The following is a 24,630-nucleotide window of genomic DNA, read 5'->3' on the forward strand; positions in this document are numbered from 1 at the left end:
GGCTTGCCGCTCGCGTCCACCCGCATCCATCCACCCGGACCTATGGAGGTGTCGACGGCATGAATGCATCGAGAACGATCCCCGTGCGTGTCACGCACGTCGAGCCGGTGACGCAAGACGTGCGACGCTTTACGCTCGAGAGCGCCAATCAAAGCCGCCTTCCGGCGTATTCGGCAGGCAGCCACGTCGTCGTGACGATGCGTGGCAAGGAGCGCATCTGGCGCAACGCCTATTCGCTGACGACGCCCGCGGGCGCACGTGACGCGTATCAGATCATTGTGCGGCGCGTGCCTCAGTCACGCGGCGGCTCGGCCTTCATGCACAGCGAAGTGCATGAAGGCAGCGAGCTCGAAATCTCGATGCCGTCGAATTTCTTTCCGATCGCACGATGCGGCGCCAAGCACGTGATGATTGCGGGCGGCATTGGCCTCACACCGTTTCTGTCGATGCTGCCCGAACTGGCGCAGGCGCGTGCCCGTGTCGAGATGTACCTGTGCTGCCGCCCGGAAGACGAAGCGGTGTTCACGGAGATAGTCGCGAAGCGCACCACGGGAGGCGTCGCTGTCTACACCGATTTGTGCGATGCGAGAGAACGCTTTGGCGACATGCTCGCTGCGCAACCGGCCGGCACGCATCTCTATACATGCGGGCCCGAAGGCCTGATGAATGGTGTGGCGCGCACGGCGCGTGAGTTGGGCTGGCCTGCCAGCCATTTTCACCAGGAGAGCTTTGGCGGCGGCTCGCATGGCGAGCCTTTTATCGCCGTGCTGGCGCAAAGCGGCCGCGCGATTCGCGTGCGCAGCGACGAGAGTTTGCTGGAGGCACTGGAGCGCGAGGGCATCGACGCGCCCTACATGTGCCGTGGCGGCGCATGCGGCACCTGCGCGCTGGAGGTGCTCGACGGCGAGCCGGACCATCGGGATTTCTGCCTCGGCGAAACCGAGCGGGCCACGGGAGGCCAGATGCTGCCGTGCGTGTCACGCGCGCGGGGCGAGCGTCTCGTGCTGAACATCTAGGCAAGGGGGCATCATGGCAATCGATTTCAAGACCGACGAAACCTTCCGCGATACCTTCACGTTCCGGAACAGCGACGAAGCGATCCTGCGCTTTCCGTTTCCGTTTCCCGAGGACAAGTACATGTACTCGGTCAATATCGAGCCGCATGTGAAGGACGGCAACTCGCCCGTGTTCCGGAGCACGTTCGATATCGACGAACACTATGTCGCCGAATGCCGCGAACGCGCGCTGACGCTCGAACGCGATCCGCGGCGCTGTCAGGTGCTCGATCACATGGGTCCGGCGCAATGGGACACGCTCGAACTGATCATGGAAAGTCTCGCCGAAGACCACCCCGGGCATTTCGCGCTGGAGCGCAACGGCGACCAATGGAAATGGACTAACCGTCCGCTCGGGCTGGAGCAGAGCTTCACATTCGGTGACGACAGCACGTTGCCCTGCGCGCCGTTCGAGTACATCACGCGCCAGGCGCAAGGCGACTTCGTTCTGATCGACCAGCGTGACGACAACCTGTTCATGGACGGCGGCATGGTCACGACTCAGGCCGACTGGTCACTCGATTTCGATCTTGGGATGAACTTCGTCGAATGGCATGGTCCTGTGCCGCTTGCGCATCAGGCTGGCATCTTCGAGCGCGCGCTCAAGTTTCTGTTGCGCATGCAACTGGGCGCGCCCGTGCGCCGGTTGAACTGGACGATGACGGTCAATCCGCGGCTCGATACGTCACCCGAAAGTTACCCCGAATGGGGCCCGGACCGGGCGAGCGTGACGCCGCAAAACATCGGCGACAAGCTGCATCTGCGGGTGGAATTGCAAACGCTGTTCCGCCTTCCGCGGAGTAACGCGATTCTGTTCGGCGTGCGCTGCTATCTGATTGCGCTCGGCGACCTGACACGCGTGCCGAAGTGGGGCAAGCGGCTGCATCGCGTGCTCTCGTCGTTGCCGCCGGAACTGGCGGAGTACAAGGGCATCACACGCTACCGGCAGACGGCCATCGACTGGCTCGCTCCGTTGGACGATGGTTCTGCATTGTCGGGCGGCACGCATCCCGAAGTCGACCGTCTCGGGGTGGAGTTGGTGTAGGTACTGCGGGTACTGCGTCACGGGGTTATACGTCTTACTCAACTACAAGCTGTTGCAGTGTTTCCTTCCCGCGTTCGCGCCGCCACGGCGCGGCCCGGGCGCATTCACGCGGAACGATTCCCACAATCGGCATTCCACCCCAAAAGGAAGACAGTTATGAGCGCGGTCTCCGAAGACTATGCCGCCGAAACGGCGGACGGTACCTTACATCGAAAGATCAGCTGGACGGGTGCATTCTGGGTGGCGAGCGGCGTGCCCGCGCTCGTGCTCTTTTCAATCGGCTCGATCGCGGCGACGGTCGGCAAGCTGTCGTGGGCGGTATGGATCGTCTCGATTGGTCTTGGCTTTATTCAGTCTTTCTCGTATGCGGAGATCGCCGGGCTGTTCCCTCACAAGTCGGGCGGCGCCTCGGTCTATGGCGCGATTGCGTGGGTGCGCTATTCGAAGCTGTTCGCGCCGCTGTCGGTCTGGTGCAACTGGTTCGCGTGGTCGCCCGTGCTGGCCATCGGTTCAGGGCTTGCGGCGGGGTATATCCTCTCCGTGCTGTTTCCAGCTGATGCGGCGATCAATACCTGGCAGATCACGCTGGTGAGTCTCGACTGGCTCCGTTCGGGCCTGAGCTTGCGGATCAACTCGACCTTCATACTCGGCGCGGTGGTACTGCTCATCACCTTCGCCATCCAGCACCGCGGCATTCTGAACGCCGCGCGAATCCAGACGATACTGGGTATTGCCGCCCTGGTTCCGCTGATCCTCGTCGGCACGGTGCCGCTCATTAGCGGCGATCTGCCGCTGCACAATCTGCTTCCGCTCGTGCCGTTTGCGAAGGACAGCGCCGGTCAGATCGTCGACGGCAGCTGGAATCGCGCGGGCATCACGCTGATGGCGGGCGGGCTGTTCATCGCGGCGTGGTCCACCTACGGCTTTGAAACGGCCGTCTGCTATACGCGTGAATTCCGCAATCCGAAGGTCGATACGTTCAAGGCCATTCTGTATTCAGGCCTCTTGTGCATCTTCGTGTTTACCATCGTGCCGCTGGCGTTTCAGGGCGTGCTGGGTCTCGGCCATCTGGTGACGCCCGCCGTCAAGGATGCCGCCGGCAATATCGTCACGCCCGCTATCTATGACGGCATGCTCTCGCCCGATATCTATAGCGGCATGGGCGTCGCGAAAGCCATGGCGCCGATGATTCACGGCGGCCTGCTGGTCGAGCGCGTTCTGATCGTGATGCTGGTGCTGGCGCTCGTGCTGGCGATCATGACGTCGATGGCGGGGTCTTCGCGCACGCTTTACCAGGCATCCGTCGATGGCTGGTTGCCGAAGTACCTGTCGCATGTCAACGAGCACGGCGCACCGACGCGAGCCATGTGGACGGACCTGTGCTTCAACCTGGTCCTGCTGCTGATGTCGGACTATGTGTTCGTGCTGGCGATGTCGAACGTCGGTTACATCATCTTCAACTTCCTGAACCTGAATTCCGCGTGGATTCACCGGCTGGACCGCCCGGACTGGAGCCGGCCGTTCCGTGCGCCGAACTGGCTGCTCGCGCTCGGTACGCTGTTCTCGTTCGTCAATCTCGCGCTGCTCGGCATGGGCGCGGATATCTGGGGCGCGGGCACGCTCGTCTCGGGACTGTGCTTCGCTGCGCTGATCGTGCCGGTGTTCCTGTTCCGCCACTACGTGACCGACAAGGGGCATTTCCCTGAGGCGATGAAAGAGGACATGCAACTCGTCGGCTCACAACGCGTGGCGCGGCGCGCAGGCATCCTGCCGTACGTGACAGTGGCGGCGGGCATCGTGGTGATCGTGGTGACGCATAGCCTCGCCATCTACTAAACCTCTTGCGCAACGGATGGAACAGTCATGACGTCGACCAACACAAGCCGGCCTGAATACAAGCCGCTGGCGCCCGACCTGCACGGCACGCGCCACTGGCTCGTGACGAACGGAGCGAGCGCCGAGGATCGCGTGCGCGTGAGCCTTGCGCTCGCAGGGCTCTCACCGATGAGCATGTGGGAGGTGAATGACCCCACACGGCACGGTGCGGGTATCACGTTCCACGGTGTGAAAGAACGCACCTTCGCCGACGAAGCATCGCTTTACGCCGCGTTCGACCTGGCGCTGCGCGATACGACGACGGCGACGATCGGCTTGCGCATCTACGTGCTCGGCAGCGAGCCGTTCATCTGGTCGATCCGGCGCATCGCGCAGCACCATGCGCTTGCGCCGGAAGCTGTCCAGGTGCAGCACAGCGGCACGTTGCAGCGGCGCGTCTACTGCGTTCACTGCCACGCGTTCAACGATCCCGTCACACGGAACGTGGTCGCCTGCTGCGGTTGCGGGCGGCAGCTCCTTGTGCGCGATCATTTTTCGCGGCGCCTTGCTGCGTTCATGGGTGTACAGGCGGATGCCGAAGTGCCCGGCGAATTGCCCGCCATCTCTCAGCCGTATCTGTAGTCCGCTGTCGTTCTTCCCCAGTCTGATCGAGATGCTCATCGCGCCGTTTTGACGGCGCGATGAGCACGCGCATGGACAGCCGCACGCCGGGTGTCCCGCTACCTGTTTGCCAAGAGGAGACTCAAATGAAATCCGCGCTTCGCGGCGCCGCATGTGCGGCGTTGTGCCTTTGTGGAAATAGTTATGCGCAAAGTTCCGTCACGCTCTATGGCGTGCTGGATGACGGCTTGAATTACACCAGTAATTCGGGTGGACACCATGCCTTCGCCATGGTGAGTGGCGATACGGCGGAAACCAGTTTTGGCCTGAAGGGCAGCGAAGATCTGGGCGGCGGACTCAGTGCGATCTTTACCCTCGAAAGTGGCGTCAATCTGAATAGCGGTCAGCTTAACGAAGGCGGCCGCCTGTTCGGGAGACAGGCATTCGTTGGCCTCGCGTCGACATCCGCAGGCACGCTCACGCTCGGCCGGCAGTACGATGCGACCGTCGACATGTGGAGCCCGTTCACCGCCGCAGGAAACTCGATTGGCGATCTGGCGGCCCATCCGTTCGACAATGACAATGCGGATTACGATTTCCGGCTTGGCAACTCCGTCAAGTACGTCTCCCCGACACTGTATGGTTTTCAGCTGGAAGGCGTGTACGGCTTCAGCAACACGACCAACTTCTCCGCGAATCGCGCCTACAGCGCAGGGCTGACTTATAGCGCTGGCCCGCTTTCCCTTGCGGTCGCCTACCTGCATCTGAACGGAGTCGGTACTACGGCGGACGGGGCGGTTTCCTCCGACGCCGTGTTCGTCGCGCCGAAGCAGCAGAATATCGATGCCGGCGTGAAATGGACGTTCTCCGAAAACGCCAATGTATCGCTCGCGTATTCGCACGTCGACGTGACTTCACCCGCCGCAAACGCGTATGCGCCGAACATCGGAACGCAGACGTGGACGTCGTGGAAATTCGATAACGTCGAGATCAACGGGCAGTATTACTTCATGCCGGACCTCTCGCTGACGGGCGCCTACACGTTCACGCATGGACGGCTTGAATCCGACGCGGGAAGCGACAGCCCGAACTGGCATCAGGTCGCGCTCATGCTGAACTACAGCCTCAGCAAGCGAACCTCGGTTTACCTCCAGGGCGCATGGCAACATACCAACGCAAGCACGGGAACGGATCTCGATGCCGCGCATATCATTGGTTCGAACGGCCTGTCCTCGTCGGGAAATCAGGTGGTCGCCCGAATCGGCTTGTCGCAGAAGTTCTAGCCTGGCAGCCGCTCAACGACTGGTTGCGCCACTGACGCCGCGTGCCTTATGAGCGGCCAGCGCGGCGGGCACGAAGTTCAATACCACACGCGAGCCCTGTTCGGCCGGCTTCAGTTCGAGCCGTCCGCCGAGGCTGCGGGCGCGCTCCCGCATGATCGCGAGGCCGTAGTGATGTTCATCGCCCTGGGTGCGGTCGATACCCCGGCCGTCGTCGTCGATCGACACGGTCATCGAGTGGCCGTCCGACATCAGTTGCACCTGGGCCGTCGTGGCGCGCGCATGGCGGATCACGTTGGTCAGCGCTTCCCGCACGATCTGCGCGACGTGCATCTCTTCATTGACCGTGAGGCGCATGCGCGGCACACGGTTGTCAATCGAGATTTGTACCTCGCTGCGCGAGCCGAATTCTTCGGCGAGATCTTCGAGCGTGGAAGCGAGGCCGTGCGCATGCATCGGCGAGCGGAAAGTGGTGAGCAGTTCGCGTAGCTGCCGATAAGCGCTGTCGATGCCTTCGCGGATGCCTTGCGCGATTTCGGCGATGTCGCTCTGCGAGAGTTCGGGCGGCAGCACGGCTTGCAGGCGGGCAAGCTGGATCTTCATGTACGACAGCGATTGCGCGAGCGAGTCATGCAGTTCACGCGCAATGGAATTGCGTTCCTCGAAGAGCGCCATGCGCCGGTCGCGCACGTCGCGGCTGACGTTCGAGATCGCATGCGCCAGCACGCTGGCAATCGTTTCCAGCAGATACAGGTGGCGTTGCTCGAAGTGCGTGTCCGGCTCGCCTTCCGCGATGAGCACGCCATAGGTGGCGAGCGGCACGCGCACTGGCGCGGCCAGCACACGCGGTGGTACTTCGCCGTCATCAAGAGGCGAAAACGTGTGGGTGCCGACGAGCGTCATCAGTTCACTCGTGACGCGTGCGCGCACGATGGACGGCACATCGCCGTTCGGGGAAACGACGGAATCGACATCGAGTAGCTGGGCGGTCGATTCCGTCATCACCAGCGCAATGCGCTTCACCCGCAGGACGCCGACGAGTCGTTGCAGCAGGGCTTCGAGCGTGCGGCCCGAGGGCTCTTCTTCGGCAAGCTGTGCGCAGATGTGATGGAGCAGTTCGAGCGACTGGTCGGCGAAGGCAATGTAGTCTTCGACGATCCGTTTGAGCTGGGTCGACTCATCCTGCTCGGTGCGCAGCCGGACGGCGAGCTGCGCCTGGAGCTTGAGCAGGCGGTCTATTTCATCGCGGCCTTGCGGTACCGTCTGCCCGGTTTCCGCCAGCGCCCGCAAGGCCGCGTGCGGCCGCGTGACGAGCGCGCGGCGCGCGCCCCATGCAAGCGACACCACGCCGAAGATCAGCAGGAAAGCCGTACAGGCCTGTAGCAACCCGAGTACGGCCGAATGCACCTGGGCCTGGTAAGCGACCTGGACGCGCAGTGCTTTGAGTGCCGCGAGCGTTTTGGCGGGCTCGGTGTCGGGCGCAGCCGGTACTGTCGAGGCGGGCAACAGCGTCGCGATTTCAGGGGTAGGCGCGCCGCGTTGCCTCCAGTCGTTCAGTAGCGTATCGTTGCGGACAAGCGAATCGGCCAGCTCAGTCAGCGCATTTGCCGTGTCTTGCGAGCGTGTCTGCAGTGTCGCTGCCGTGGTCCGCAATCTCACGGCTTCGTCGAGTGAGAACAGAGTCTGCCGGAAGCCTTCATATCCTCCCTTCTGCATGAACGCGCTTACGTAGAGCAGCGCAATCAGGGCGACGATGCAGGCGAGCAGCGAGCAGACCTTCGCGTAGAGCGGATAGCGGTGAACGGTCGCGGACTGGTCGGTAGTCATTGGCAGATGAAGTAGTAGAGCGCAGCGCTTACGATCAGTGATCCTGTTTTTCGAAGCGAGAACGTCATGTCGGTTTATCTGTTCGCCACGGTTTTGTTGGCTGCGGTAGCTGCATTGGTGATTCCCAGACTTGGCTACAGTCCCGGCAGCAGTGATCTATTGTATGTCTCGATTGGGCTGGCAGGGGGGCTTGCGGCATTTCTGCTCTTCATGGCGTACGGCGCACGCCGTACAGCGCCGCGCGCCGCGCGCGCGCGCCAGTCGCCCGAACTGGGCGCTTTTGCCGCCAACCTCTCCACACCCGCCGTGCTGCTCGATAACGACGCGCTCGTGTTCGTCAACAGCGCGTTTCTCAAACATGCCCACTGGGAGTCGTACGCGGACGAAATTGTTGGCATGCCGTTTAGCAATCTCGTACATCCGCAATCGTTACTCGATCTGACCGCGTTGCTCACGCAATCGCGCGATGGTGAGGAGCGCACCTCGGGTTCTCTGCGGATCGCCTATGGCGACGGCAGTTTTCGCTTGCATCCCGTCACGGCGCTGCGCGCACGCGGTTCGCGGATGACGCTCCTGCAGTTTCCCGCTCCGTATTTGAGCGCGGACGCGCAGCGTAGCGAAGTGCAACTCCTGCACCACTGCCAGGAAGCCGTTCTGCAATTGCCTCAAGCGCTGTTTCGTGTCGACCGCGAGTTGCGTCTGGTCTTTTCTAATCCCGCGTGGCGCAGTCTCGTGCGTGCCGTTGGCAGCGACGCGGAGCTCAAGCTGTTCTCGTCGTATTTTCACCCGGAAGACGCTGAGACATTGAACGCACGCGTGAAAGTATTGCTCGATGGTCACCTGAGCGAACTGGTGACGGAAGCGCGGCTCATCCGCGCTGACAATACGACGGCTCACGTCGAACTGCGCTGCCACGCCGTGACCAATGACGAAGGCATTCTGGTCGGCGCCGTCGGTCTCGCGACGGATATCTCGAACCGGCGGCGCAACGAAGATGCACTGCGCGCAAGCCGGCGCAGCCTGCGCACGCTGCTGTCCAATCTGCGCGCGATGATCTATCGCGGCCAGAACAACCGCGACTGGTCGATGGAGTTCGTCAGTGAAGGGTGCTTTGAACTGACCGGCTATGAGGCGATCGAGCTGATCGACGAAAGCCGGATCACATTCCGCTCGCTGATTCACCCGGACGACCGCGAGTTCGTCTGGAATGAGGTGCGGGCTCGCGTCCTGGCTCGCGAACCGTATGAGCTGACCTACCGGATCGTGGACCGTTCGGGACAGACCAAATGGGTTTGGGATCAGGGCTGCGGTGTCTATTCGGCACGCGACGAACTGATGGGGCTGGAAGGGTTCATTGTCGAAGTCGCGCGCAGGCAGATGGTCGAAGAAAACGCCAACCGGCGCTTGACGTTCGAGCACTCGACGGGGCTCACCAGCGTGTCGATGCTCATCGACCGGATGGAGTTTTCCGCGGCCATTTCGTTGCGAACCACGCTGCCCTGTGCAATTTTCGCGATCAACGTCGGCGAACTCGAACAGGTGGCGACGCGCTTTGGCCAGGACTACGCCGATCGGGTGCTGATCGAATTCGGCAGGCGGCTCGAGGTGACACAAGGGCAACTCAACTGCGCAGCGCTGCTCGACCCGCACGTGTTCGTGGTGCTGGTCGTCGATTTCAGCGCGGACGCGCTCGGCTGGTGCGGCAACGCGCAACCATTGGCGCAGCGCATGACGACCAGCCCGGACGCGGCGCTGGATGAACTCCGGGACAATCTTCGGAGATTGATCGAGGCGCCCGTTCGGGTGGAGGGCCATGAGTTCCGGGTTTCAACGCGTGTGGGCTGCGCATCGATTGGCGACGGCACGATCGACCCGAAGAAAGTGCTTGATCACGTACTGGCCGCTTCAGGCTGGGAAGTCGGTGGCGAGGCGGGCGCAGACAAGTGAGCGCTGCATTCAGAGGTGACTGGCACAGTCCCGCTCGCCCAACAGCGCGAGCACGGGCTCGAGCGAACGGTCCGGCATGCCTTGCGCTTCAAGGCGGGCAAATTCGAGCAACGCGCGTTCATGACTCGCCAGTGCCGTCAATATCGCGGCGTCCTCGTCCGTGCTGTTGCGTTCCATCTCGTCGTAAAGCGTAACGAATCGCCCGATCTCCACGATAAACCACGCGATGAACGCGGGCCACGGCTGCCCGGCGTGTTGCCGGGCAAGCCGGATTCCCTTTTCACGTTGAGCCGCTTCATCGATCCCCGTGATGCCAAGACGGGCGATCAGAGGCGTCATGCGCATGCGCGTCTGATATTCGAGCTGTGCCATGACGGCAAGCTTGCGCTGTCTGTCCGGGGCCACTGCGTCGCGGGCCATCGCGGCGAACCATGCTTCTCCATAGAGTTCGCCTTCGAAGGCCGCCTTGATTCTGGCTATATATTCGGTTCTGTTCACGCACGACCTCACAGGTAGACACCGGACGGGACATCCATTACGCCGGAAACACGGCGAAGTGGTGCGACAGCCAGATCACGAGCACGGCTACGACGAGCGTCAGATAGGGGAGCAAGCCGGCGCGCCGCTTCGTCGCGCCGTCGTCGGACTTCAGTTCCATGTCGTCCAGCATCGCGTCCGGGAAGCGGCCCTTGTCCTGCACATAGTGCCGGAAGATGAAGACGGGGATGATCAGCGCGATTGCCACCAGACCATTACGCAACGTGCCCGGCCCCCAGATATCCGCGCCTGCGCCAATGCACACCAGATCGATGAACCCGCACAGAGCGCCGAGTGCCAGCAGCCAGTTCGGGCATTTGAACGGACGTGCCCAGTTCGGACGGTCGAGCCGGTGAATCCAGCCGGCCTGAAGGTTCAGGAAAACAAACCCGAAGTAGCAGACATTGGACATGGCCAGTACCGCGACATTGTCCGACATCATCAGCAGAATCAGGTTGAAGCACAGGTCGGTCCACATCGCGCGCGTCGGTGCGCCGTGTTCGTTCACGTGCGACAGGTAGCGCGGCAGCCAGCCGTCAACGGATGCCTGATACAGCGTGCGGGAGGAGCCCATCATCGACGTCATCACCGACAGCAACAGCGTGAACACGAGCATGACGACGATCAGGTAGAAGATCGTCGCGCCGCCGCCGATGATTCTCGCCATGGCCGCCGCGACACCCGTGCCGTCATAGATGTCGGGTGCGAGCAGGCCCTTGAGTCCCATGGCGCCCTGGAACGACAGCGGCACGAGGATATACACCGCGAGGCACAGCAAGCCGGAATAGAAGATCGCCTTGAACGTGTCCGTTTTAGGGTTCTTGAATTCACGCGTATAGCAGACGGCCGTTTCGAAACCATAAGTCGACCAGCCCGCGACAAAGAGCCCGCCGATCATCAGCGTTACGCCCGCCGTATTCCATGTTCCCGGCACGACGTTGCCCTTGGCGTCATGCGCAAGCGGCAGCAGCGGAAACCAGTTGCTCATATGCACGCTGCCCGTGATCAACGGCTCGAGGCCAAACACGGTCAACGGAACGAGGGCGGCAATGCCCATGTACTTTTGCAGTTTGGCGGCGCGTTCCGCGCCGTGATGCTGAACGAAGAATGTCAGCAGCAGGAGTGCTGCACCAAGGATGAAAGTCGAGTTGATGCGAAGATTCAGGCCCTCCTTGATGAAGTCGAGCTTCAGCAGGGTATACGACCACGTGTTGATCGCGGCGTCTGCGGGAAAGAGTGTCGAGAGAACATAGCTTGCGCCGAGACCCGTACCGAGTGCGAGCACGGGCGACCACGCAAACCAGTTGCACCACACGGAGACGGGCGCGAGAAACTTCGAATAGCGCACCCATGCAATCGCGCCATAGATTGACGCGCCACCCGATTTATGAGGAAAGAGCCCGGAAATTTCGGCATACGTGAAGCACTGAATGAACCCGATGGTGATGGACGCGATCCAGATGATCCACGCTGGCTGGCCGACGGTCGCGGCAATGGCGCCCAGCGTAAAAAGAACAAAGGCCGGCGAGCCGCTCGCTACCCAGAAGGCGTCCTTCCACGTCAGCGAACGCTTGAGGGTTGACCGCACGCCGTCGTCGGACAGTCCCTCCAGGCGGTGAATTTCTTCGGTTGCACTCAATTTACGTCTCCTTGAGCACAAACCGGACGGTTGTCACGGTAGTGCTCTTTAGTTTTGAAGATTCAGTTTGCGGCGGGCGGCTGGGTGACGGTTATTGTCAACCGGCTTACCCAACTGCCGTGCGCTTTTTCTTGTCGGGGTCGTCGAATGGCAGCGCTGCCGCGCTCGCGTGGGCTTCGAGACTGCCTTTTACCTCGAGCGCAACGCCTTCCCGGGCCTGGGCGACGTTCAGGCGCGCAATGGCGAGTGAACGGCCAGTGAGCCGCGAGTACATGCCGCAGGTGATAACGCCGACCTGTTCGCCGTTGTGCCACAGCGTGTCGCCAGCAGCCGCAGGGCGCGAGGCGGCGATATCGACGCCATAGATCCGGAAGCGCTCTTTTCCGGCGAGCCGGAAATGTTCTCGTGCACCACAGAATTCGGTCTTGCCAGGCGAAACAGTAAAGTCGAGACCCAGCTCCCACAAGGTATCGCCCGCTTTTTCGTCCGCGAATGGGTACATCTCGGAGTTATCGTAGGGGAAGAAGAGCAGGTAACTCTCGACGCGCAACCAGTCCAACGCAAGGAACGCACACGGAACGATGCCGAATCCAGCGCCCTTTTGCAGGATGGTGTCCCAGATCAGCGGGGCGTCGGCGGCCTTGCAGAAGATTTCGTAGCCGCGCTCGCCCGTATAGCCGGTGCGCGAGATCATCACGGGCCGGCCAAAAAGACGTGTTTGCACATGATGAAAGTACGGCAGATCGCGTATGCCGGGCACATGTTCCGCAAGAAACTCAACGGCACGCGGTCCTTGCAACGACAGGTCATGCAGGTCATCGTCGAACAGCACAGCGACCTGACGGCCTTGCGCGGAACGCACCAGGCGTTCGTAGCCTGTACCCGCGCCATGCACGACCATGAACGCGTTGGGACCCGTGCGGTACACGATGCAGTCGTCGACGAACTTGCCCTCCTCGTTGAGGATGGCGGCGTAGGCGGACTTGCCTGGGTAGAGCTTGCCGATGTCGCGTGTCGTCGCCCAATCGAGCAGGGACTCGGCATGAGGGCCCACGTAGTGCACCTTCTTCAGGCCGGAGACATCCATCAGTCCCGCTCTGGTGCGGATAGCTTCGTGATGGTCGGCGAGATCCGTGGAGTAGGTCCACGCGGTGCCCATGCCGTTCCAGTCCTCCAGCTGAGAGCCCAACGCGCGATGACGGTCCGCGAGTGCTGAGATGCGCCATGAATTTGCCATATGACACTCCGTGAAATGGACGGTATGAATTGGAGGGGAGTGCGCATCGTGGGAATTCGCGAACAGGACGAATTGAAGCTACGCAGCATTGTCTCCGTAGGTAAGATCGTTTCCGATCTGGGACAAATGCTCAATCCTGTCGACGGGGTATAACCGGTGAGGTAGGGCTGTCGTGAAGGGAGTACATTTACCCCTCACGAAGCAATTGGATTCAGGCGGAGAGCGAGGTAGACGTGATGCAGGCGATCAGGCAACAGCACGATTTCGAAACATCTCCCACCGAAATCTCGCGATGAAATACGCGTCCATCACCGCGATGGCGTAGACAAAAAGCCCGCCGGCATGCCGTCCAGCAAAGGACCGTTCGGGCGCGGCGAGCTGCATCGTGACAAACCCTAACGACAGCATGAAGAACATCATGATCAGCGCGCGCGTCGGCATCCGGTTGATCACCTGGCCCGCGCCGGGCAATAGGACTGCCGCCACCAGCACGAGATAAGGGTGCAGCGGCCGTCTGCTGCGTGTGGCCTCACGCTTTCCCATGGACACCTCCCTTCATCACATCGGTACACACATGCATGGCCTGATCCAGCAGCGACTTGACGAGCGCTGCGGGGAGCCGTGCCTCGCGAAACACGGCCCGGCGTAACACCAGATAATCGCCGCGCTCAGCAGCGTGCGCCTGATAGACCATCCTCACGCCTTGGCGCGTGACGAGCATCTCCTTCGCGCGCGGGTCGGTAAAGAACCGCTTCACGTGAGGATCGAGCACGGCAAGCGGAAGTTCCGTTGCAGGTCTGTCGGCTTTGATCGTCATTTGGCGAGGCCACGCATGCGGCGTCATGATCCGAACAGGCAAACCGTCGGCGGGTGAATAGAATTCCGTGTTCTGCGCGCGCACGAGCAGATCGACGGCACCCGTCATTGGCAGTTTGCGTTTCACCGTGACGAGCAGCCAGAGCGACGGCACCTTGCGAAAGGCGACGTCGTCGACGAGCGGCTCGATGTGCACTTCATGCCCGCCATAGCGCCCGGCAAGCGCAGGCCAGGCGACGGCGTCCTGCGTCAGCCGATGCTGCTCGAAGAGCGCGAGGCACGCATCGAACAGCTTGCCGCGCTCCGCTCGCAGTGCGTTGCGATCGCGCCAGTGCATCAGGCCAAGCGTGGCGAGAAATAGAACGGCCAGTGCGATGCCCATCAATTGCATGTCGAAGCGCTCCATGTTGGCGCGGGCCGCATCAATAATTCTTCGGACGTGGCCAGTCCATCGTGAACTGATCGCCGCGCTTCACGTACTTGTAGCGATGCAGCGCGAACCAGATCGAGGCCGTGATATAGAACGCCATGATCGACAGCAGCGAAGCGCCATAGCCCAGATAAGTCGCGAAGTAAGTGGCGGTGCACAGCACCGCCAGCACGATGGCTGGAATGGGATGAAACGGATGGATGTAGCCGCGATTGATGCTGCCAAGCGGCCACTGCCGGCGGAACTTGACGATATTGATCGACATGAACGTGTAACCGAGCAGGCCGGAGAGAATCGAGAACGTGATCACCTGGTCGAGCAGGCCCGTGAACGCGAACGAAATGGCGATTGGCACGAGAAAGATGATCGCGCGATAAGGCGTGCGATAGCGCGGGTGCACGGCGCCAAACCACATCGGCATATAGCGGTCGCGCGACATCGAGAACCACGCTCGCGACGCGTCGTTGATGCAGCCGTTAGCGGAGGCGACGGCCGAGAACAGGGTGCCCACGAACAGCAGCGTCTGCAAGGACTTGCTGCCCGACAGACGCGCGGCGTCGTAGAGCGGAGTCACCGCCTGGCCCAGGTACTCCCACGGCATGAGTCCTGTGGCGACATACCAGGTCATGGCTGCCGCGATGAGCAGCGTAATCATGCCGCACATGGTCCCAAGCGGAATCGATCGGCCCGCCGAGCGAACCTCCTCCGCCGCCTGACAGGTGCCTTCGATACCCAGGTAATACCACATGCCGAACTGCAAGGCGGCGACGACGCCGAGCCATCCATAGGGCAACTGCGTGAGCAGTTCGTGATGAATCAGCGTTTGCCCCGGATGCCAGGGCGCGACACCCAGGAACAGCACAACGATCGCGATGAATGCGACGGCCGTGATCACGAAGTTGACCGTGAGCGTCACGAACACGCCGCGATAGTTGAGGAGCGCGAGAAACGCGATCGTCACGAGCGTGAACGGCCGCGAGTCGAAGTTCGCGTAGCCTGAGTCGGCAGCCACGGCCTTGATCAGATCGCCGACCACGAGCGCATCCGCGGCCTCGAGCATCGTGTACGCCATCACGAGATAGAGCCCCACGTTGAACGCCATGAGCGGCCCGATGATGTGCTTTGCCTGCGTGTACTGTCCGCCCGCCGCAGCGACGGTGGACGTCACTTCCGAGTCGATCATGGCCACGCACGTATAGAGCAGGCCGATGATCCAGCACGCGATCAGTGATCCATATGCGCCGCCTTTGGCGACGGAGAAGTTCCATCCCATGAACTCGCCGACTAGCACGATACCGACGCCGAGCGCCCATACGTGAATCGGTCCCAACACTTTCAGCAACGCGATGCGCTCGCCTGTCTGTCCTGCTGTTGCGTCACTCATGAGCCGCTCCTCCGCGGGTTGATGCCTAGGGTTTTCTTATTCCTTGCCTTCCGTGGAACTCATCAGGAAGTCGTCGTTGTAGTCGCGCCCGACCTTGAATGCGTCGATGAGGATCCACGCGAAAATCAGGATCGACAGGCCCCACGCGGCATTGCTCGACCATTGCCAGAAGTTCATCGCGTCACTCCCCGAATTTTTCGGCGATCACCTGCCGATATTGCCTGTCCGACACGCGCAGCACGAACCCGAAATAACCGACGATCACGAGTGCCGTCACGATCAGCGAGACAGGTTCGATCTGATAGTCGAAGCGGGTGGTAATGATGGGCTTGGCCTGCTCTGCGTCGTAGCCGAGCTTGCGCCATTGCGCTTCCATCGCCGGGTTTTGTCCGAGTTCCCGCCACGACACCTGCGTTTTCGCGGTTTGCGCTTCGGGTGGCTTGTCGGGTGCCTTGAGCAACAGCGGTGCAAGCAGGCTGCAGTACACGAGCAAGAGGAGAAAGACGCTATCTACAAGCTGCCCGAAGCCTTTCTGAACGGGCGGGACGTAATCGGTTGTCATAGTGAGTTGCTCCTCGCGGGTCGGCGTCGGGTTTGCATGTTCAAGGGCAATGCGGGTACAGCTCAGTTGCCGGCGTGGCAACTGAGGGCGCGTCGAAACACGGTGAAAATAAGGTCCGAACGCTTACTTGACGGCTGGACTGAGTGACTCGTCGTCGCGTCTTGCGAGTTCTGCCTTGCTGGCGCGGTTTTCGTCCAGGTGGCGTATGTCGAGGCCGTAGATGTGATCCTTGTCTTCCTCGTAATGGCGGATCATGGCAAGGATCGAGGCGGAGTTGAAAACGAGCACGGCGCCCACGCCGATGGTGAGCGCGACGCGTACGGATGTATCCGTTGTCTGGGCGGTCATCGCGAAGTAGACGTAGCCCAAAGTGACCCAGAGCGCCAGAAGAGCGATTTGCGCCATGCGCCGGTCGCGCAGGAACATTTGATCAATACGCTTGCGGATTGCGTGTTCCATCTCGGCAACTCCTTGTCGTGCCGGCGACGCCGGCGGTGGTCAATGATCTGGCTGTTTCTCCGTGATTCCCGTGCGTCAACAAAGTTTCCTGACAATATTTGTGCTTTGATGCACGCTTGTCAATATGGTTTGAGGGGGTAGATGGCTGGAAGCCCCGAGCTGCGGTGCCCGATACGGGTAGTCGAGGACAGCGGAAATTCGATCGAGGCTTGAGGTCGCCGGGCAGCATCGAAGTCGTACAACTGCCGACGGGGCAGGCAGGCGTGGTCAAGACGTTCGCTGAGGCGGTGATTCAGTGCGATGCCGTCCTTTCGATGTCACCCACTCGACGCAGGCGGCGCTCGCACATGCCGGGATTTGCTTTCTGATTCGTCGCGAGTTCAGATGAACCGCACCATCAGATCGGTGTCGTGAAACACGCCATCAATGCACTGCGCGTCCGGCTCCGTTCCGTACACGCGAAACCCAAGTGATTCGTACAGCGCGCGAGCCGAACCGTTCGTGCTCGTGACCCGCAAACCGAGCTGCCGCAATCCGTCGATCTGCGCGGCGCGCGCGAGCAGTTCCGTCAGCAGCGCGCGCCCGGCGCCGCGTCCCGCCGCTTCAGCTGCGACGTACATGCCGATCACATGGCCCTTGTGGGGCTCCTTGTACCGTGTCTCGCGCAGCAGCCCGACCGTACCGACGAGCGCGCCATCTATCGATGAAAACGCGCCCAGCAGGAAGTTGCCGGACGCGGCATGCGTGCCGTCCAGCATCGCATCGTGTTGCGAAGGGCCGCGCTCGACGGCATCTTCATAGCTTTGCCCAAACGCGGCGGGGTGCGTTTTCAGGCCGCGCAGCCGCAGCGCAAAAAACGCGTCGCGGTCGGCGGGCTCCAGCTGGCGGATCGAAATGTTTTCGTGCATGCGCGTCCCTCAGTCGCCCACTGCGTCCGACGACGCGCGCGTATCCGCGAACCTGCGCAGCGCGTCGGCCGTCTGCGGATCGGCGGGGAAGAAGGCTTCGATCGCGAGTTCCGACAGCGTGACGTCGACGGGCGTGCCGAACACGGTCGTCGTGCTGAAGAACGACAGCACGCCGATTTCGGTGCGCAGGCGCAGCGGCACGGCAATCTGTTCGAGCGGCGAGGCGGGGCTCTCGTCGGCGGGTTCGGCGTCGGGCGGCGTCGGGTAGGCGGCCAGCTCGTCGTAGAGCGCGGCGAGCGTCGGGTCGGCGCTGACGTCGACCTGGCGCTGCAGACGCGACAGCAGATGCGCGCGCCAGGCATGCCAGTTGGCGATCTGCGACGCGATGCCGTCCGGATGCATCGACAGACGCAGCGCGTTGACGGGCGCTTCGAGCAGCGCGGGTTTCGCGGCCGTCAGCAGCGGCGCGAGCGCGTTGTTCGCGGCGACGATCGTCCAGTGCCGGTCGATGGCGACGGCGGGATACGGCTCGTGGCCCTTGAGCACGAGATCGATCGCTGCGCGCGCCGCGTCCAGTTGGGGGTCGCTCAGTTGCCGCTCGCGGTAGAGCGGCGCATAGCCCGCCGCGACCAGCAGCGCATTGCGCGCCCGCAGCGGCACGTCCAGCCGTTCGGCCAGATGCATGACCATTTCGCGGCTCGGCTGCGCGCGGCCCGATTCGACGAAGCTCAGGTGGCGCGTCGAAATCTCGGCTTCGGAGGCGAGCAGCAACTGGCTCATCCGGCGCCGCTGGCGCCAGTCGCGCAGCATGTCGCCGACCGTGCGGCTCATCGAAGGGGCGCCCGAGGGCGCGGACAAGGTGGCAGTGAGCGTGTTCATGGCGTCGATGATAGCCAAACCCGGGAGCAATTCCATTACCTCCGAGGTAATGCGTCGCCGCGCGCACAGTCGCCGGCGCAGCCAAACGCGCTCATACTGAAGTCCCTAGCGACCGTTCCGGAGGCGAACATGTGGGACAAGATCGAGCACAACGGCCAGGAAGTCTGGGTGCTTCCCGTCACGGCCTATGGGCCGCCCGTGCCGGAGACCTTGTGGCACTACGTCGGTTATGTGTGCCATCACGGCGCCGACGCGCATCTTGCAGGACAAAGCCGCCGCTTCCAGGAACTCGTCGCGACGTTCCACAGCGAAGAGGAAGCGCGCGAAGCCGGGTATGACGCAGGGCGGCGGCTCGCCGATCAGATCAGCACCGCGAACGCATAGCACGCGTTCGCCGAATCCACTCCGCATGATTTTCTCGCCGGCACCTGCCCGCTGTGAAGCGGCGGGTGCTGCCGGATCATTACCTCCCGCGTAATCGACTCACGTACGTTCATCGACGAATCTTCAGTTCGAGGCCGCCGCAAACACGCAGCACGCGGCGGACTTCTCGACCCTCCATCGACTGAAGGAATCAATGATGAACGCGCATACCGCACTGATCGACCGTTACTTCGACGCCTGGAACGAAACCGATACCGGCCGCCGCCGCGAGCTGATTTCGGCGACCTGGGCGAACGATGCCGCTTACCTCGATCCGCTTCTGTCCGGCAACGGGCACGACGGCATCGACGCGATGATCCACGCCGTCCATGAGCGCTTTCCGCACCACACGTTTCGCCGCACGACGGAGGTCGACGGCTTCGCGGATCGCCTGCGCTTCTCGTGGGAATTGCTGACGCCCTCGGGCGCTTCGATCGTGAAGGGCTCCGACTTCGGCGTCGTCGAGTCGGGCGGCCGGCTGCAGTCCGTCACCGGCTTTCTCGACGAAGCGCCCGGCGCAGCCTGACGCATAGCCAGCAATAACCAGCCATCCCACATACCAAGACAGGAGAGCGATCATGCATGAGCCCGCCGTCACCTTGAACGCCGACGCGTATGCACGCGTGCAGGACACAATCGATGCGGCATCGGGTGCCATTGCCGGATTCGCGCTGCTCGCAGGCGCCCGCGCATTCACGTTCATCGCGCTCGTCGCGTGGCGTGAGCCGGTGCTCGGCGGCGCGGGGCTCATGCTGCTCGCGCTGGTCGGCTGGCTCAGATGGTGTTTGTGTCCGAATATGTCATCTCAGAACCGTTGACGCCGTTGTTCGTCCTGACTAAAGTGCTGCGCAAGCGTAATGCAGATGTCAGATTTGAATTTCAACAAGACCTCGGGGAACGCAAGACCATGCAAACGACGAACAACATCGGAACGATGGGCACGGGCAGCACGAATAGCGCGGTTGGCAGCAGTTCCGGCACGCAAGCGGGCAACAAGCCGAGCTTCAAGGAACTGCTCGATCAGTTGACCGATTACACGAAAGGCACCACGGGCGAGCGAATCGAGAAGATGATTCTCGCGAAGCTCGGCATCACGGAAGAAGACCTGAAGAAAATGTCGCCCGAAGAGCGCGAAAAGGTCATGCAGAAAGTCCGCGACATGATGAAGAAAGAACTCGAAGCGCAGAAGCAGCTCGAGGAAATGCAGAAGGACCACAAGATCCGCGTGTCAGTTTGATGACACGAAACCGGCCGACGTGACAGCAGCGGAAAGACCGTAAAGCACAGGCAAGGCGAGGGGCTCGCGTACAATCGACTCCTCCGTCCTCGTGCGCGACGCGGCGTTGCGCCGAACCGCTGCATCATGAATCACGATATCGCCCAAAGCCTCGCTGACGCGCAGCAGAAGTTCACCGCCGGCCAATACGACGAAGCGGCAGCGCTGCTGCACGGCATTCTGTCGATCGATCCAGACCACAGCGAAACACTCGAAGCGCTCGGCTACGTCGCGGCGAAGCAGGGTGATTACACGCGCGCAGCCGACTATGCGACGCGCGCCGCGCAGCCCGCCTCGACGAACCCGCAGCAGCTTCATTTCGCCGCTCATATCTGTCAGCTCGCGGGGCGTCATGCCGACGCCATCGCGCTTTTCGAGCGCGTGCTTGCCGCGTATCCCGATCACGCGGAATCGCTGCATGGCGCGGCGATGTCGCTCGTCGCGACGGGCGAGCACGAACGCGCGCTGCAACGTCTCGCGCGCCTGACGCAGCGCTATCCGCAATCGGCCGAAGTGCACTACAACCGCGGCACGCTGCTTGGGCAGATGGAGCGCTATGACGAAGAACTCGCCGCGTATCGCCAGGCGATTGCGCTGAAGCCCAATTTCGTGCGCGCGTATGTGAACCTGGGCGTCGCGTTGCGCGATCTGCATCGTTTCGATGAAGCGTTGCAGCAGTTCAAGAAGGCCGTATCGATCGATGCGAATGATGCCGGCGCGCGCACCAACCGCGCGCAGACCAATCTGCTGCTAGGCGAGTTCGAACATGGCTGGCGCGAATACGAATGGCGCTGGCTCGACGGCACGATGAGTCACGGTTTGCCCGACGCGACGCTGTGGACGGGCAAGCAGCCGCTCAATGGCAAGACGGTGCTCGTGCATGGCGAACAGGGTTTCGGCGACACGGTGCAGTTCATCCGTTTCATTGGTCGTCTGAGTGCGATGGGCGCACGTGTCGTCGTGCGGGTTCAGGATGCGTTATTGCCGCTGTTGCGCGGGTATCCCGGCGCGGCTGAAGTAATCGGCGAAACCGCACCGCTGCCCGCGTTCGACTACCACATTCCGATGCTCAGTCTCGCATTCGCGCTGAAGCTGCGCGAAACCGATTTGAGCGCTGCAAGCCCCTATATTCATGCTGATTCGCAACTGGCCGCGCAATGGGCCGACGTATTCGCGCAAGACGATGCAAGGCCGCGCGTGGGCATCGTATGGTCGGGTAGCCGCACGCATCTGAACGACCATAACCGGTCGATTCCGCTTGCGCAGTGCGTGCCGCTGTTCGATGCGAACGCGCAGTTCGTTTCGCTGGTGAAGGACGTGCGCGAAAGCGATCGCGCGTGTCTCGATGAATGCGTGGCGCGCGGCGCGTTGCGCGACGTGTCCGACCGGTTGACGACTTTCGCCGAGACGGCGGCGCTTGTCGCGCAACTCGATCTGGTGATCACCGTCGATACGGCCGTTGCACATGTTGCCGGCGCGCTCGGCAAGCCCGTATGGATCGCGTTGCCGTTCACACCCGACTGGCGCTGGCAACTGAAGCGCGACGACAGTCCGTGGTATCCGCAGATGCGCCTGTTCCGTCAAGCGAAGCGCAATGACTGGAGCGACGTTATCGAGAACTTGCGAGCCGCGCTGGATCGACAGGCATAGCGCGACGTAGTCTTGTTTCGCGCAGACAAAAAAAGGAGCACGCCGCCGCAATGACGGGTGCTCCTTTTTCACATCGATAAAGCGCTTAGCCGAGTTTCACTTCGATTCGCCGCGGCTGCGCCTGCTCGCGGCGCGGAATGACGAGCTTCAGCACGCCATCCTTCAGGTTGGCTTCGATCTTCGACGTGTCGAAGTCGTCGCTGATCGAAAAGCGCCGCGCGAAGAAGGGCGCGCGCACTTCGGCATGCGAGAGCCGCACATTCGATGAAGCCGGGACCACGGATTCACCTTCGATCGTCAGGCTGCCGTCGTGCACGCGAATGTCGAGCTTGTCCTTCGATACGCCAGGCAGATCCGCCCATAGCGTCACCGCCTTGCTGTCCTCGACGATATCGACGGGCGGCGTCAAGGTCACGCGACGTTCCTGCTGGCGCGCGCCGTTGCGGCTCACCGCGCTCTCGTCGCGCTGGGTCACTTGAGTGTTGTCGCTCATGATGTTTTCCTCGCCCTTATTGAACCGTGATTGCGCGCGGCTTCGACGCTTCGCGCTTGCCGACCGTGATCACCAGACAGCCGTCCACATAACGCGCCTGCACATTGTCGGGATCGGCCTGTTGCGGCAGTTCGACGACACGACGGAACGCGCCGTTGAAGCGCTCCTGTGCATAGGCGCGCGCGCCTTCTTCCTGCGCGGGGCGTGCCGCTGCGCGCTCGCCAGCGATGGTCAGCAGGCCTTTGTCGATCGACAGCTCCAGCTTTGACGGATCGATGCCGGGCGCGAACGCGACGATCTCGATTGCTTCGTCGGTTGTGCCGATGTTGAGGCTCGGGAATGTGCCGGCACGGCTCGAACGCAGGCTCGAAGGGAAGCCGTTGAACACGCTCGACATGTGCCGCTGCAAGCGGTCGAGTTCGCTGAACACATCGGTTCCGAAATACAAGTCACTCATGGTCGCTCTCTCCTCTGAGCGGCGAGGCGCGCCGGCCTGAGTGTGCCGGTTTGCCTGTCATGCCGCGACGAACGAATGGATACATGCAGCGCCGTCATGTCGATGCAGCGGCTGCCCTGATGACTCGATAGATAGGAAGTCCGTGCAAACTTTCAAGTGCGATTTCTGAAAAAATCGAGTCCTTGAAATGGGCTGGAGGCGACCTCAATTAAGTGCGTTCACGGGGCGCGGCCCGTGTTTCCGATGCCCGAAAACACCATCTCGAGTTCATCGACATGTGTGACCCTTACTCTCCTGCAGCGAAGCAAGGACTTGATATCGATTCGGCCGGCAAGTGTGGCGGAGCTGTTTTCCCGCCAACGGATGGTGCGTATTCTTCCTGTAGAACTGAAGTCCCGTTCACATAAACCTTTGGCGTGGTTACGCGTAAGGATGCGCATCTCTCGACGGCGGCACACCACTTTGTGCAGGTGCTTCGCCAGCGTCGGCCCGACGCTGAGGCTTGATCGACAAGGGTTCTGGTCAGATACCAGGCGAAAAATAATGCGCCCATGCTGTACTGCAGCGAACGTCAATATCACGTCGTCTGCCCGCCAAACCTCGCTCTGTCGACGCTACTGGTTATCACCGATATAACCTATCGCGTTCACGTGATTGGAAGGTTTCATTACCCGTACACAGGTCGCATCAGTACACTCGAATTGTCAGTGTGATGGCGCGTCTTGCAACCCTCGAATCGGTAGCGCCGCGAATCACGAATGCCGGGTGGAAGCGATTCGAGGTCGGTGACGCGCTCACAATGCGACCGTGTGTCAGTGCGCTATGCCATTACCCAATGGGGTAGCGAATTCGGCAATACATCTCCTCACACTGGCACAAGCGACTGGACCCCTTCGAAATCCGGCTGATGTTAAAGGCCTGATTGCCTGGCGTCGTGAAAGCACAAGTGACACAGCCGCTGGTAGCAGAAGCTCGACCGGCGCGGTTATTCATTGATAGACCTGCCTCAGGAGTGACATTGAAGATAGCTCAACATCTCGACCCGGCCACCATCAGCACGTTGGCGCTGGAAGAAATCGACGGACAGATTCTCGTGATTCGGTTGAACCGTCCCGAAGTGTCGAATGCAATCAGTACGCCAATGGGCCATGAGCTGATCAAGGTCTTTGGGGCACTGGAAGTCGACCCGACGCAATACCGTTGCGCGATTCTCACGGGAACGGGCGAGCGAGCTTTCTGCGGCGGCGCCGACCTGAAGCAGCGCGAAGGTATGACGGATGAGCAGTTCAGCACGCAGCACTATCTGTTTGAAAGAATGGTTCGCGCAATCACTCACTGCCCGATTCCTCTTATCTGTGCTGTCAATGGGTCAGCCGTGGCAGGCGGGCTCGAACTGTTGCTGGCGTGCGATTTCGCGTACGCCTCGAAGAATGCAGTGTTCGGATTTACCGAAGTGAAGCGCGGAATCATGCCGGGCGGCGGTGGCACCCAGCAACTTCCGCGCACGATTGGTACGCGTCGCTCGAAAGAACTGATTTTCCGCGGTTCGAAGTTTTCGGCGGAAGAAGCACTTGCCTGGGGCGTCGTGAACCAGTTGTACGAGCCGGGCCAGGTACTGGCGCGCGCGATTGAAGCTGCCCGGGATATCTGCACGAGCGCGCCGCTCTCGGTTTCGCAAGCAAAGAAGGCAATTGACCTCGGCATGCAGAGCGACCTGAATACGGGTCTTTACATCGAAATCGAAGCATACAACCGACTTATTCCGACGCAAGACCGTCTGGAAGGTATCAGTGCATATAACGAAAAACGACAGCCCGTCTTCAAGGGTCGCTAGTCGCACAACAAGGGAAAGCCGTCAGTCGATGCTGGCGGCCTGCTAACCGGCCTCGA

The 24,630-nt window shown here is 61.6% G+C and carries 26 protein-coding genes; 12 read left to right on the forward strand and 14 right to left on the reverse strand.

Annotation, left to right across the window (positions count from 1 at the left end; all coding sequences use genetic code 11):
• Positions 1–59 precede the first annotated feature (59 nt).
• From C2L64_RS21895 to C2L64_RS21915, 5 genes are all read left to right on the forward strand, one after another.
• On the forward strand, positions 60–1,016 hold the full coding sequence (locus C2L64_RS21895; RefSeq protein ID WP_007585709.1) for a PDR/VanB family oxidoreductase: 957 nt from the start codon (positions 60–62) through the stop codon (positions 1,014–1,016).
• A 13-nt stretch (positions 1,017–1,029) separates the two neighbouring features.
• The gene (locus C2L64_RS21900; protein ID WP_007585708.1) at positions 1,030–2,100 is read left to right on the forward strand and encodes a heme-dependent oxidative N-demethylase family protein; all 1,071 of its coding nucleotides are present in this window, start codon (positions 1,030–1,032) and stop codon (positions 2,098–2,100) included.
• A 156-nt stretch (positions 2,101–2,256) separates the two neighbouring features.
• Entirely contained in the window at positions 2,257–3,936 is a 1,680-nt protein-coding gene (locus tag C2L64_RS21905; RefSeq protein ID WP_007585707.1) for an APC family permease, read from the forward strand.
• 27 nt (positions 3,937–3,963) lie between these two features.
• Positions 3,964–4,557 (forward strand): dimethylamine monooxygenase subunit DmmA family protein, encoded by a 594-nt coding sequence (locus tag C2L64_RS21910; protein ID WP_007585706.1) that lies wholly within the window; start codon positions 3,964–3,966, stop codon positions 4,555–4,557.
• 125 nt (positions 4,558–4,682) lie between these two features.
• Positions 4,683–5,819 (forward strand): porin, encoded by a 1,137-nt coding sequence (locus tag C2L64_RS21915; protein ID WP_007585705.1) that lies wholly within the window; start codon positions 4,683–4,685, stop codon positions 5,817–5,819.
• A 12-nt stretch (positions 5,820–5,831) separates the two neighbouring features.
• Here C2L64_RS21915 and C2L64_RS21920 read toward each other — a convergent pair whose 3' ends face one another.
• A complete protein-coding gene (locus tag C2L64_RS21920; RefSeq protein ID WP_007585703.1) occupies positions 5,832–7,643 on the reverse strand; it encodes a histidine kinase in 1,812 nt (603 codons plus the stop codon).
• A 66-nt stretch (positions 7,644–7,709) separates the two neighbouring features.
• Here C2L64_RS21920 and C2L64_RS21925 point away from each other — a divergent pair, with 66 nt between their 5' ends.
• On the forward strand, positions 7,710–9,590 hold the full coding sequence (locus tag C2L64_RS21925; protein ID WP_007585702.1) for a sensor domain-containing diguanylate cyclase: 1,881 nt from the start codon (positions 7,710–7,712) through the stop codon (positions 9,588–9,590).
• Between the two features lie 9 nt (positions 9,591–9,599).
• Here the strand turns inward: C2L64_RS21925 and C2L64_RS21930 are convergent, their stop codons facing one another.
• From C2L64_RS21930 to C2L64_RS21975, 11 genes are all read right to left on the reverse strand, one after another.
• The gene (locus C2L64_RS21930; RefSeq protein ID WP_039901011.1) at positions 9,600–10,088 is read right to left on the reverse strand and encodes a hypothetical protein; all 489 of its coding nucleotides are present in this window, start codon (positions 10,086–10,088) and stop codon (positions 9,600–9,602) included.
• Positions 10,089–10,125: 37 nt separating this feature from the next.
• On the reverse strand, positions 10,126–11,766 hold the full coding sequence (locus C2L64_RS21935) for an APC family permease (RefSeq protein WP_007585697.1): 1,641 nt from the start codon (positions 11,764–11,766) through the stop codon (positions 10,126–10,128).
• 106 nt (positions 11,767–11,872) lie between these two features.
• Positions 11,873–13,003 carry an aminomethyltransferase family protein gene (locus C2L64_RS21940; RefSeq protein ID WP_007585696.1) on the reverse strand — a complete coding sequence of 377 codons (1,131 nt, stop codon included), beginning with the start codon at positions 13,001–13,003 and terminating at the stop codon, positions 11,873–11,875.
• 246 nt (positions 13,004–13,249) lie between these two features.
• On the reverse strand, positions 13,250–13,546 hold the full coding sequence (locus C2L64_RS21945) for a hypothetical protein (RefSeq protein ID WP_007585694.1): 297 nt from the start codon (positions 13,544–13,546) through the stop codon (positions 13,250–13,252).
• Positions 13,533–14,210 (reverse strand): hypothetical protein, encoded by a 678-nt coding sequence (locus C2L64_RS21950; RefSeq protein WP_100216037.1) that lies wholly within the window; start codon positions 14,208–14,210, stop codon positions 13,533–13,535. Before C2L64_RS21950 ends, C2L64_RS21945 begins: the two co-directional genes overlap by 14 nt.
• Before the next feature lie 31 nt (positions 14,211–14,241).
• Positions 14,242–15,633 carry an APC family permease gene (locus C2L64_RS21955; protein WP_007585690.1) on the reverse strand — a complete coding sequence of 464 codons (1,392 nt, stop codon included), beginning with the start codon at positions 15,631–15,633 and terminating at the stop codon, positions 14,242–14,244.
• A 36-nt stretch (positions 15,634–15,669) separates the two neighbouring features.
• Positions 15,670–15,810, reverse strand: a complete 141-nt coding sequence (locus C2L64_RS54150) for a hypothetical protein (protein ID WP_039901008.1) — start codon at positions 15,808–15,810, stop codon at positions 15,670–15,672.
• Positions 15,811–15,814: 4 nt separating this feature from the next.
• Complete coding sequence (locus C2L64_RS21960) at positions 15,815–16,195, reverse strand: hypothetical protein (protein ID WP_007585688.1); 381 nt, start codon at positions 16,193–16,195, stop codon at positions 15,815–15,817.
• 123 nt (positions 16,196–16,318) lie between these two features.
• The gene (locus C2L64_RS21965; protein WP_007585686.1) at positions 16,319–16,654 is read right to left on the reverse strand and encodes a hypothetical protein; all 336 of its coding nucleotides are present in this window, start codon (positions 16,652–16,654) and stop codon (positions 16,319–16,321) included.
• A 380-nt stretch (positions 16,655–17,034) separates the two neighbouring features.
• Complete coding sequence (locus tag C2L64_RS21970; RefSeq protein WP_007585684.1) at positions 17,035–17,562, reverse strand: GNAT family N-acetyltransferase; 528 nt, start codon at positions 17,560–17,562, stop codon at positions 17,035–17,037.
• 9 nt (positions 17,563–17,571) lie between these two features.
• Positions 17,572–18,441 carry a helix-turn-helix domain-containing protein gene (locus C2L64_RS21975; protein WP_238554699.1) on the reverse strand — a complete coding sequence of 290 codons (870 nt, stop codon included), beginning with the start codon at positions 18,439–18,441 and terminating at the stop codon, positions 17,572–17,574.
• A 129-nt stretch (positions 18,442–18,570) separates the two neighbouring features.
• Between C2L64_RS21975 and C2L64_RS21980 the strand changes: the two genes are divergently transcribed.
• The 5 genes from C2L64_RS21980 (at position 18,571) to C2L64_RS22000 (ending at position 21,790) form a co-directional block, all read left to right on the forward strand.
• A complete protein-coding gene (locus C2L64_RS21980) occupies positions 18,571–18,825 on the forward strand; it encodes a hypothetical protein (protein WP_007585681.1) in 255 nt (84 codons plus the stop codon).
• Positions 18,826–19,021: 196 nt separating this feature from the next.
• The gene (locus tag C2L64_RS21985) at positions 19,022–19,390 is read left to right on the forward strand and encodes a nuclear transport factor 2 family protein (RefSeq protein WP_007585679.1); all 369 of its coding nucleotides are present in this window, start codon (positions 19,022–19,024) and stop codon (positions 19,388–19,390) included.
• A gap of 52 nt (positions 19,391–19,442) precedes the next feature.
• A complete protein-coding gene (locus C2L64_RS21990; protein ID WP_007585677.1) occupies positions 19,443–19,682 on the forward strand; it encodes a hypothetical protein in 240 nt (79 codons plus the stop codon).
• Positions 19,683–19,771: 89 nt separating this feature from the next.
• A complete protein-coding gene (locus C2L64_RS21995; RefSeq protein WP_236674161.1) occupies positions 19,772–20,101 on the forward strand; it encodes a hypothetical protein in 330 nt (109 codons plus the stop codon).
• A 126-nt stretch (positions 20,102–20,227) separates the two neighbouring features.
• On the forward strand, positions 20,228–21,790 hold the full coding sequence (locus C2L64_RS22000) for a tetratricopeptide repeat protein (protein WP_007585674.1): 1,563 nt from the start codon (positions 20,228–20,230) through the stop codon (positions 21,788–21,790).
• A gap of 85 nt (positions 21,791–21,875) precedes the next feature.
• On the opposite strand, the gene C2L64_RS22005 is transcribed toward C2L64_RS22000, so the two are convergent.
• Together C2L64_RS22005 and C2L64_RS22010 are read right to left on the reverse strand one after the other, a co-directional pair.
• Entirely contained in the window at positions 21,876–22,283 is a 408-nt protein-coding gene (locus C2L64_RS22005; RefSeq protein WP_007585673.1) for an Hsp20/alpha crystallin family protein, read from the reverse strand.
• A gap of 16 nt (positions 22,284–22,299) precedes the next feature.
• A complete protein-coding gene (locus C2L64_RS22010; protein WP_007585671.1) occupies positions 22,300–22,740 on the reverse strand; it encodes an Hsp20/alpha crystallin family protein in 441 nt (146 codons plus the stop codon).
• Between the two features lie 1,018 nt (positions 22,741–23,758).
• On the opposite strand from C2L64_RS22010, the gene C2L64_RS22015 reads away from it, so the two are divergent.
• A complete protein-coding gene (locus tag C2L64_RS22015; protein ID WP_007585669.1) occupies positions 23,759–24,574 on the forward strand; it encodes an enoyl-CoA hydratase/isomerase family protein in 816 nt (271 codons plus the stop codon).
• Positions 24,575–24,630 lie beyond the last annotated feature (56 nt).

The organism is Paraburkholderia hospita (assembly GCF_002902965.1).
GTDB classification, from domain to species: domain Bacteria; phylum Pseudomonadota; class Gammaproteobacteria; order Burkholderiales; family Burkholderiaceae; genus Paraburkholderia; species Paraburkholderia hospita.

Bases quoted from the DNA above. Each gene is read 5' to 3' on its own strand.
- C2L64_RS21895 (WP_007585709.1), top strand. From the start codon at position 60: ATGAATGCATCGAGAACGATCCCCGTGCGTGTCACGCACGTCGAGCCG.
- C2L64_RS21900 (WP_007585708.1), top strand. From the start codon at position 1,030: ATGGCAATCGATTTCAAGACCGACGAAACCTTCCGCGATACCTTCACG.
- C2L64_RS21905 (WP_007585707.1), top strand. From the start codon at position 2,257: ATGAGCGCGGTCTCCGAAGACTATGCCGCCGAAACGGCGGACGGTACC.
- C2L64_RS21910 (WP_007585706.1), top strand. From the start codon at position 3,964: ATGACGTCGACCAACACAAGCCGGCCTGAATACAAGCCGCTGGCGCCC.
- C2L64_RS21915 (WP_007585705.1), top strand. From the start codon at position 4,683: ATGAAATCCGCGCTTCGCGGCGCCGCATGTGCGGCGTTGTGCCTTTGT.
- C2L64_RS21920 (WP_007585703.1), bottom strand. From the start codon at position 7,643: ATGACTACCGACCAGTCCGCGACCGTTCACCGCTATCCGCTCTACGCG.
- C2L64_RS21925 (WP_007585702.1), top strand. From the start codon at position 7,710: ATGTCGGTTTATCTGTTCGCCACGGTTTTGTTGGCTGCGGTAGCTGCA.
- C2L64_RS21940 (WP_007585696.1), bottom strand. From the start codon at position 13,003: ATGGCAAATTCATGGCGCATCTCAGCACTCGCGGACCGTCATCGCGCG.
- C2L64_RS21945 (WP_007585694.1), bottom strand. From the start codon at position 13,546: ATGGGAAAGCGTGAGGCCACACGCAGCAGACGGCCGCTGCACCCTTAT.
- C2L64_RS21950 (WP_100216037.1), bottom strand. From the start codon at position 14,210: ATGCAATTGATGGGCATCGCACTGGCCGTTCTATTTCTCGCCACGCTT.
- C2L64_RS21955 (WP_007585690.1), bottom strand. From the start codon at position 15,633: ATGAGTGACGCAACAGCAGGACAGACAGGCGAGCGCATCGCGTTGCTG.
- C2L64_RS54150 (WP_039901008.1), bottom strand. From the start codon at position 15,810: ATGAACTTCTGGCAATGGTCGAGCAATGCCGCGTGGGGCCTGTCGATC.
- C2L64_RS21960 (WP_007585688.1), bottom strand. From the start codon at position 16,195: ATGACAACCGATTACGTCCCGCCCGTTCAGAAAGGCTTCGGGCAGCTT.
- C2L64_RS21965 (WP_007585686.1), bottom strand. From the start codon at position 16,654: ATGGAACACGCAATCCGCAAGCGTATTGATCAAATGTTCCTGCGCGAC.
- C2L64_RS21970 (WP_007585684.1), bottom strand. From the start codon at position 17,562: ATGCACGAAAACATTTCGATCCGCCAGCTGGAGCCCGCCGACCGCGAC.
- C2L64_RS21975 (WP_238554699.1), bottom strand. From the start codon at position 18,441: ATGAACACGCTCACTGCCACCTTGTCCGCGCCCTCGGGCGCCCCTTCG.
- C2L64_RS21980 (WP_007585681.1), top strand. From the start codon at position 18,571: ATGTGGGACAAGATCGAGCACAACGGCCAGGAAGTCTGGGTGCTTCCC.
- C2L64_RS21985 (WP_007585679.1), top strand. From the start codon at position 19,022: ATGAACGCGCATACCGCACTGATCGACCGTTACTTCGACGCCTGGAAC.
- C2L64_RS21990 (WP_007585677.1), top strand. From the start codon at position 19,443: ATGCATGAGCCCGCCGTCACCTTGAACGCCGACGCGTATGCACGCGTG.
- C2L64_RS21995 (WP_236674161.1), top strand. From the start codon at position 19,772: ATGCAAACGACGAACAACATCGGAACGATGGGCACGGGCAGCACGAAT.
- C2L64_RS22000 (WP_007585674.1), top strand. From the start codon at position 20,228: ATGAATCACGATATCGCCCAAAGCCTCGCTGACGCGCAGCAGAAGTTC.
- C2L64_RS22005 (WP_007585673.1), bottom strand. From the start codon at position 22,283: ATGAGCGACAACACTCAAGTGACCCAGCGCGACGAGAGCGCGGTGAGC.
- C2L64_RS22010 (WP_007585671.1), bottom strand. From the start codon at position 22,740: ATGAGTGACTTGTATTTCGGAACCGATGTGTTCAGCGAACTCGACCGC.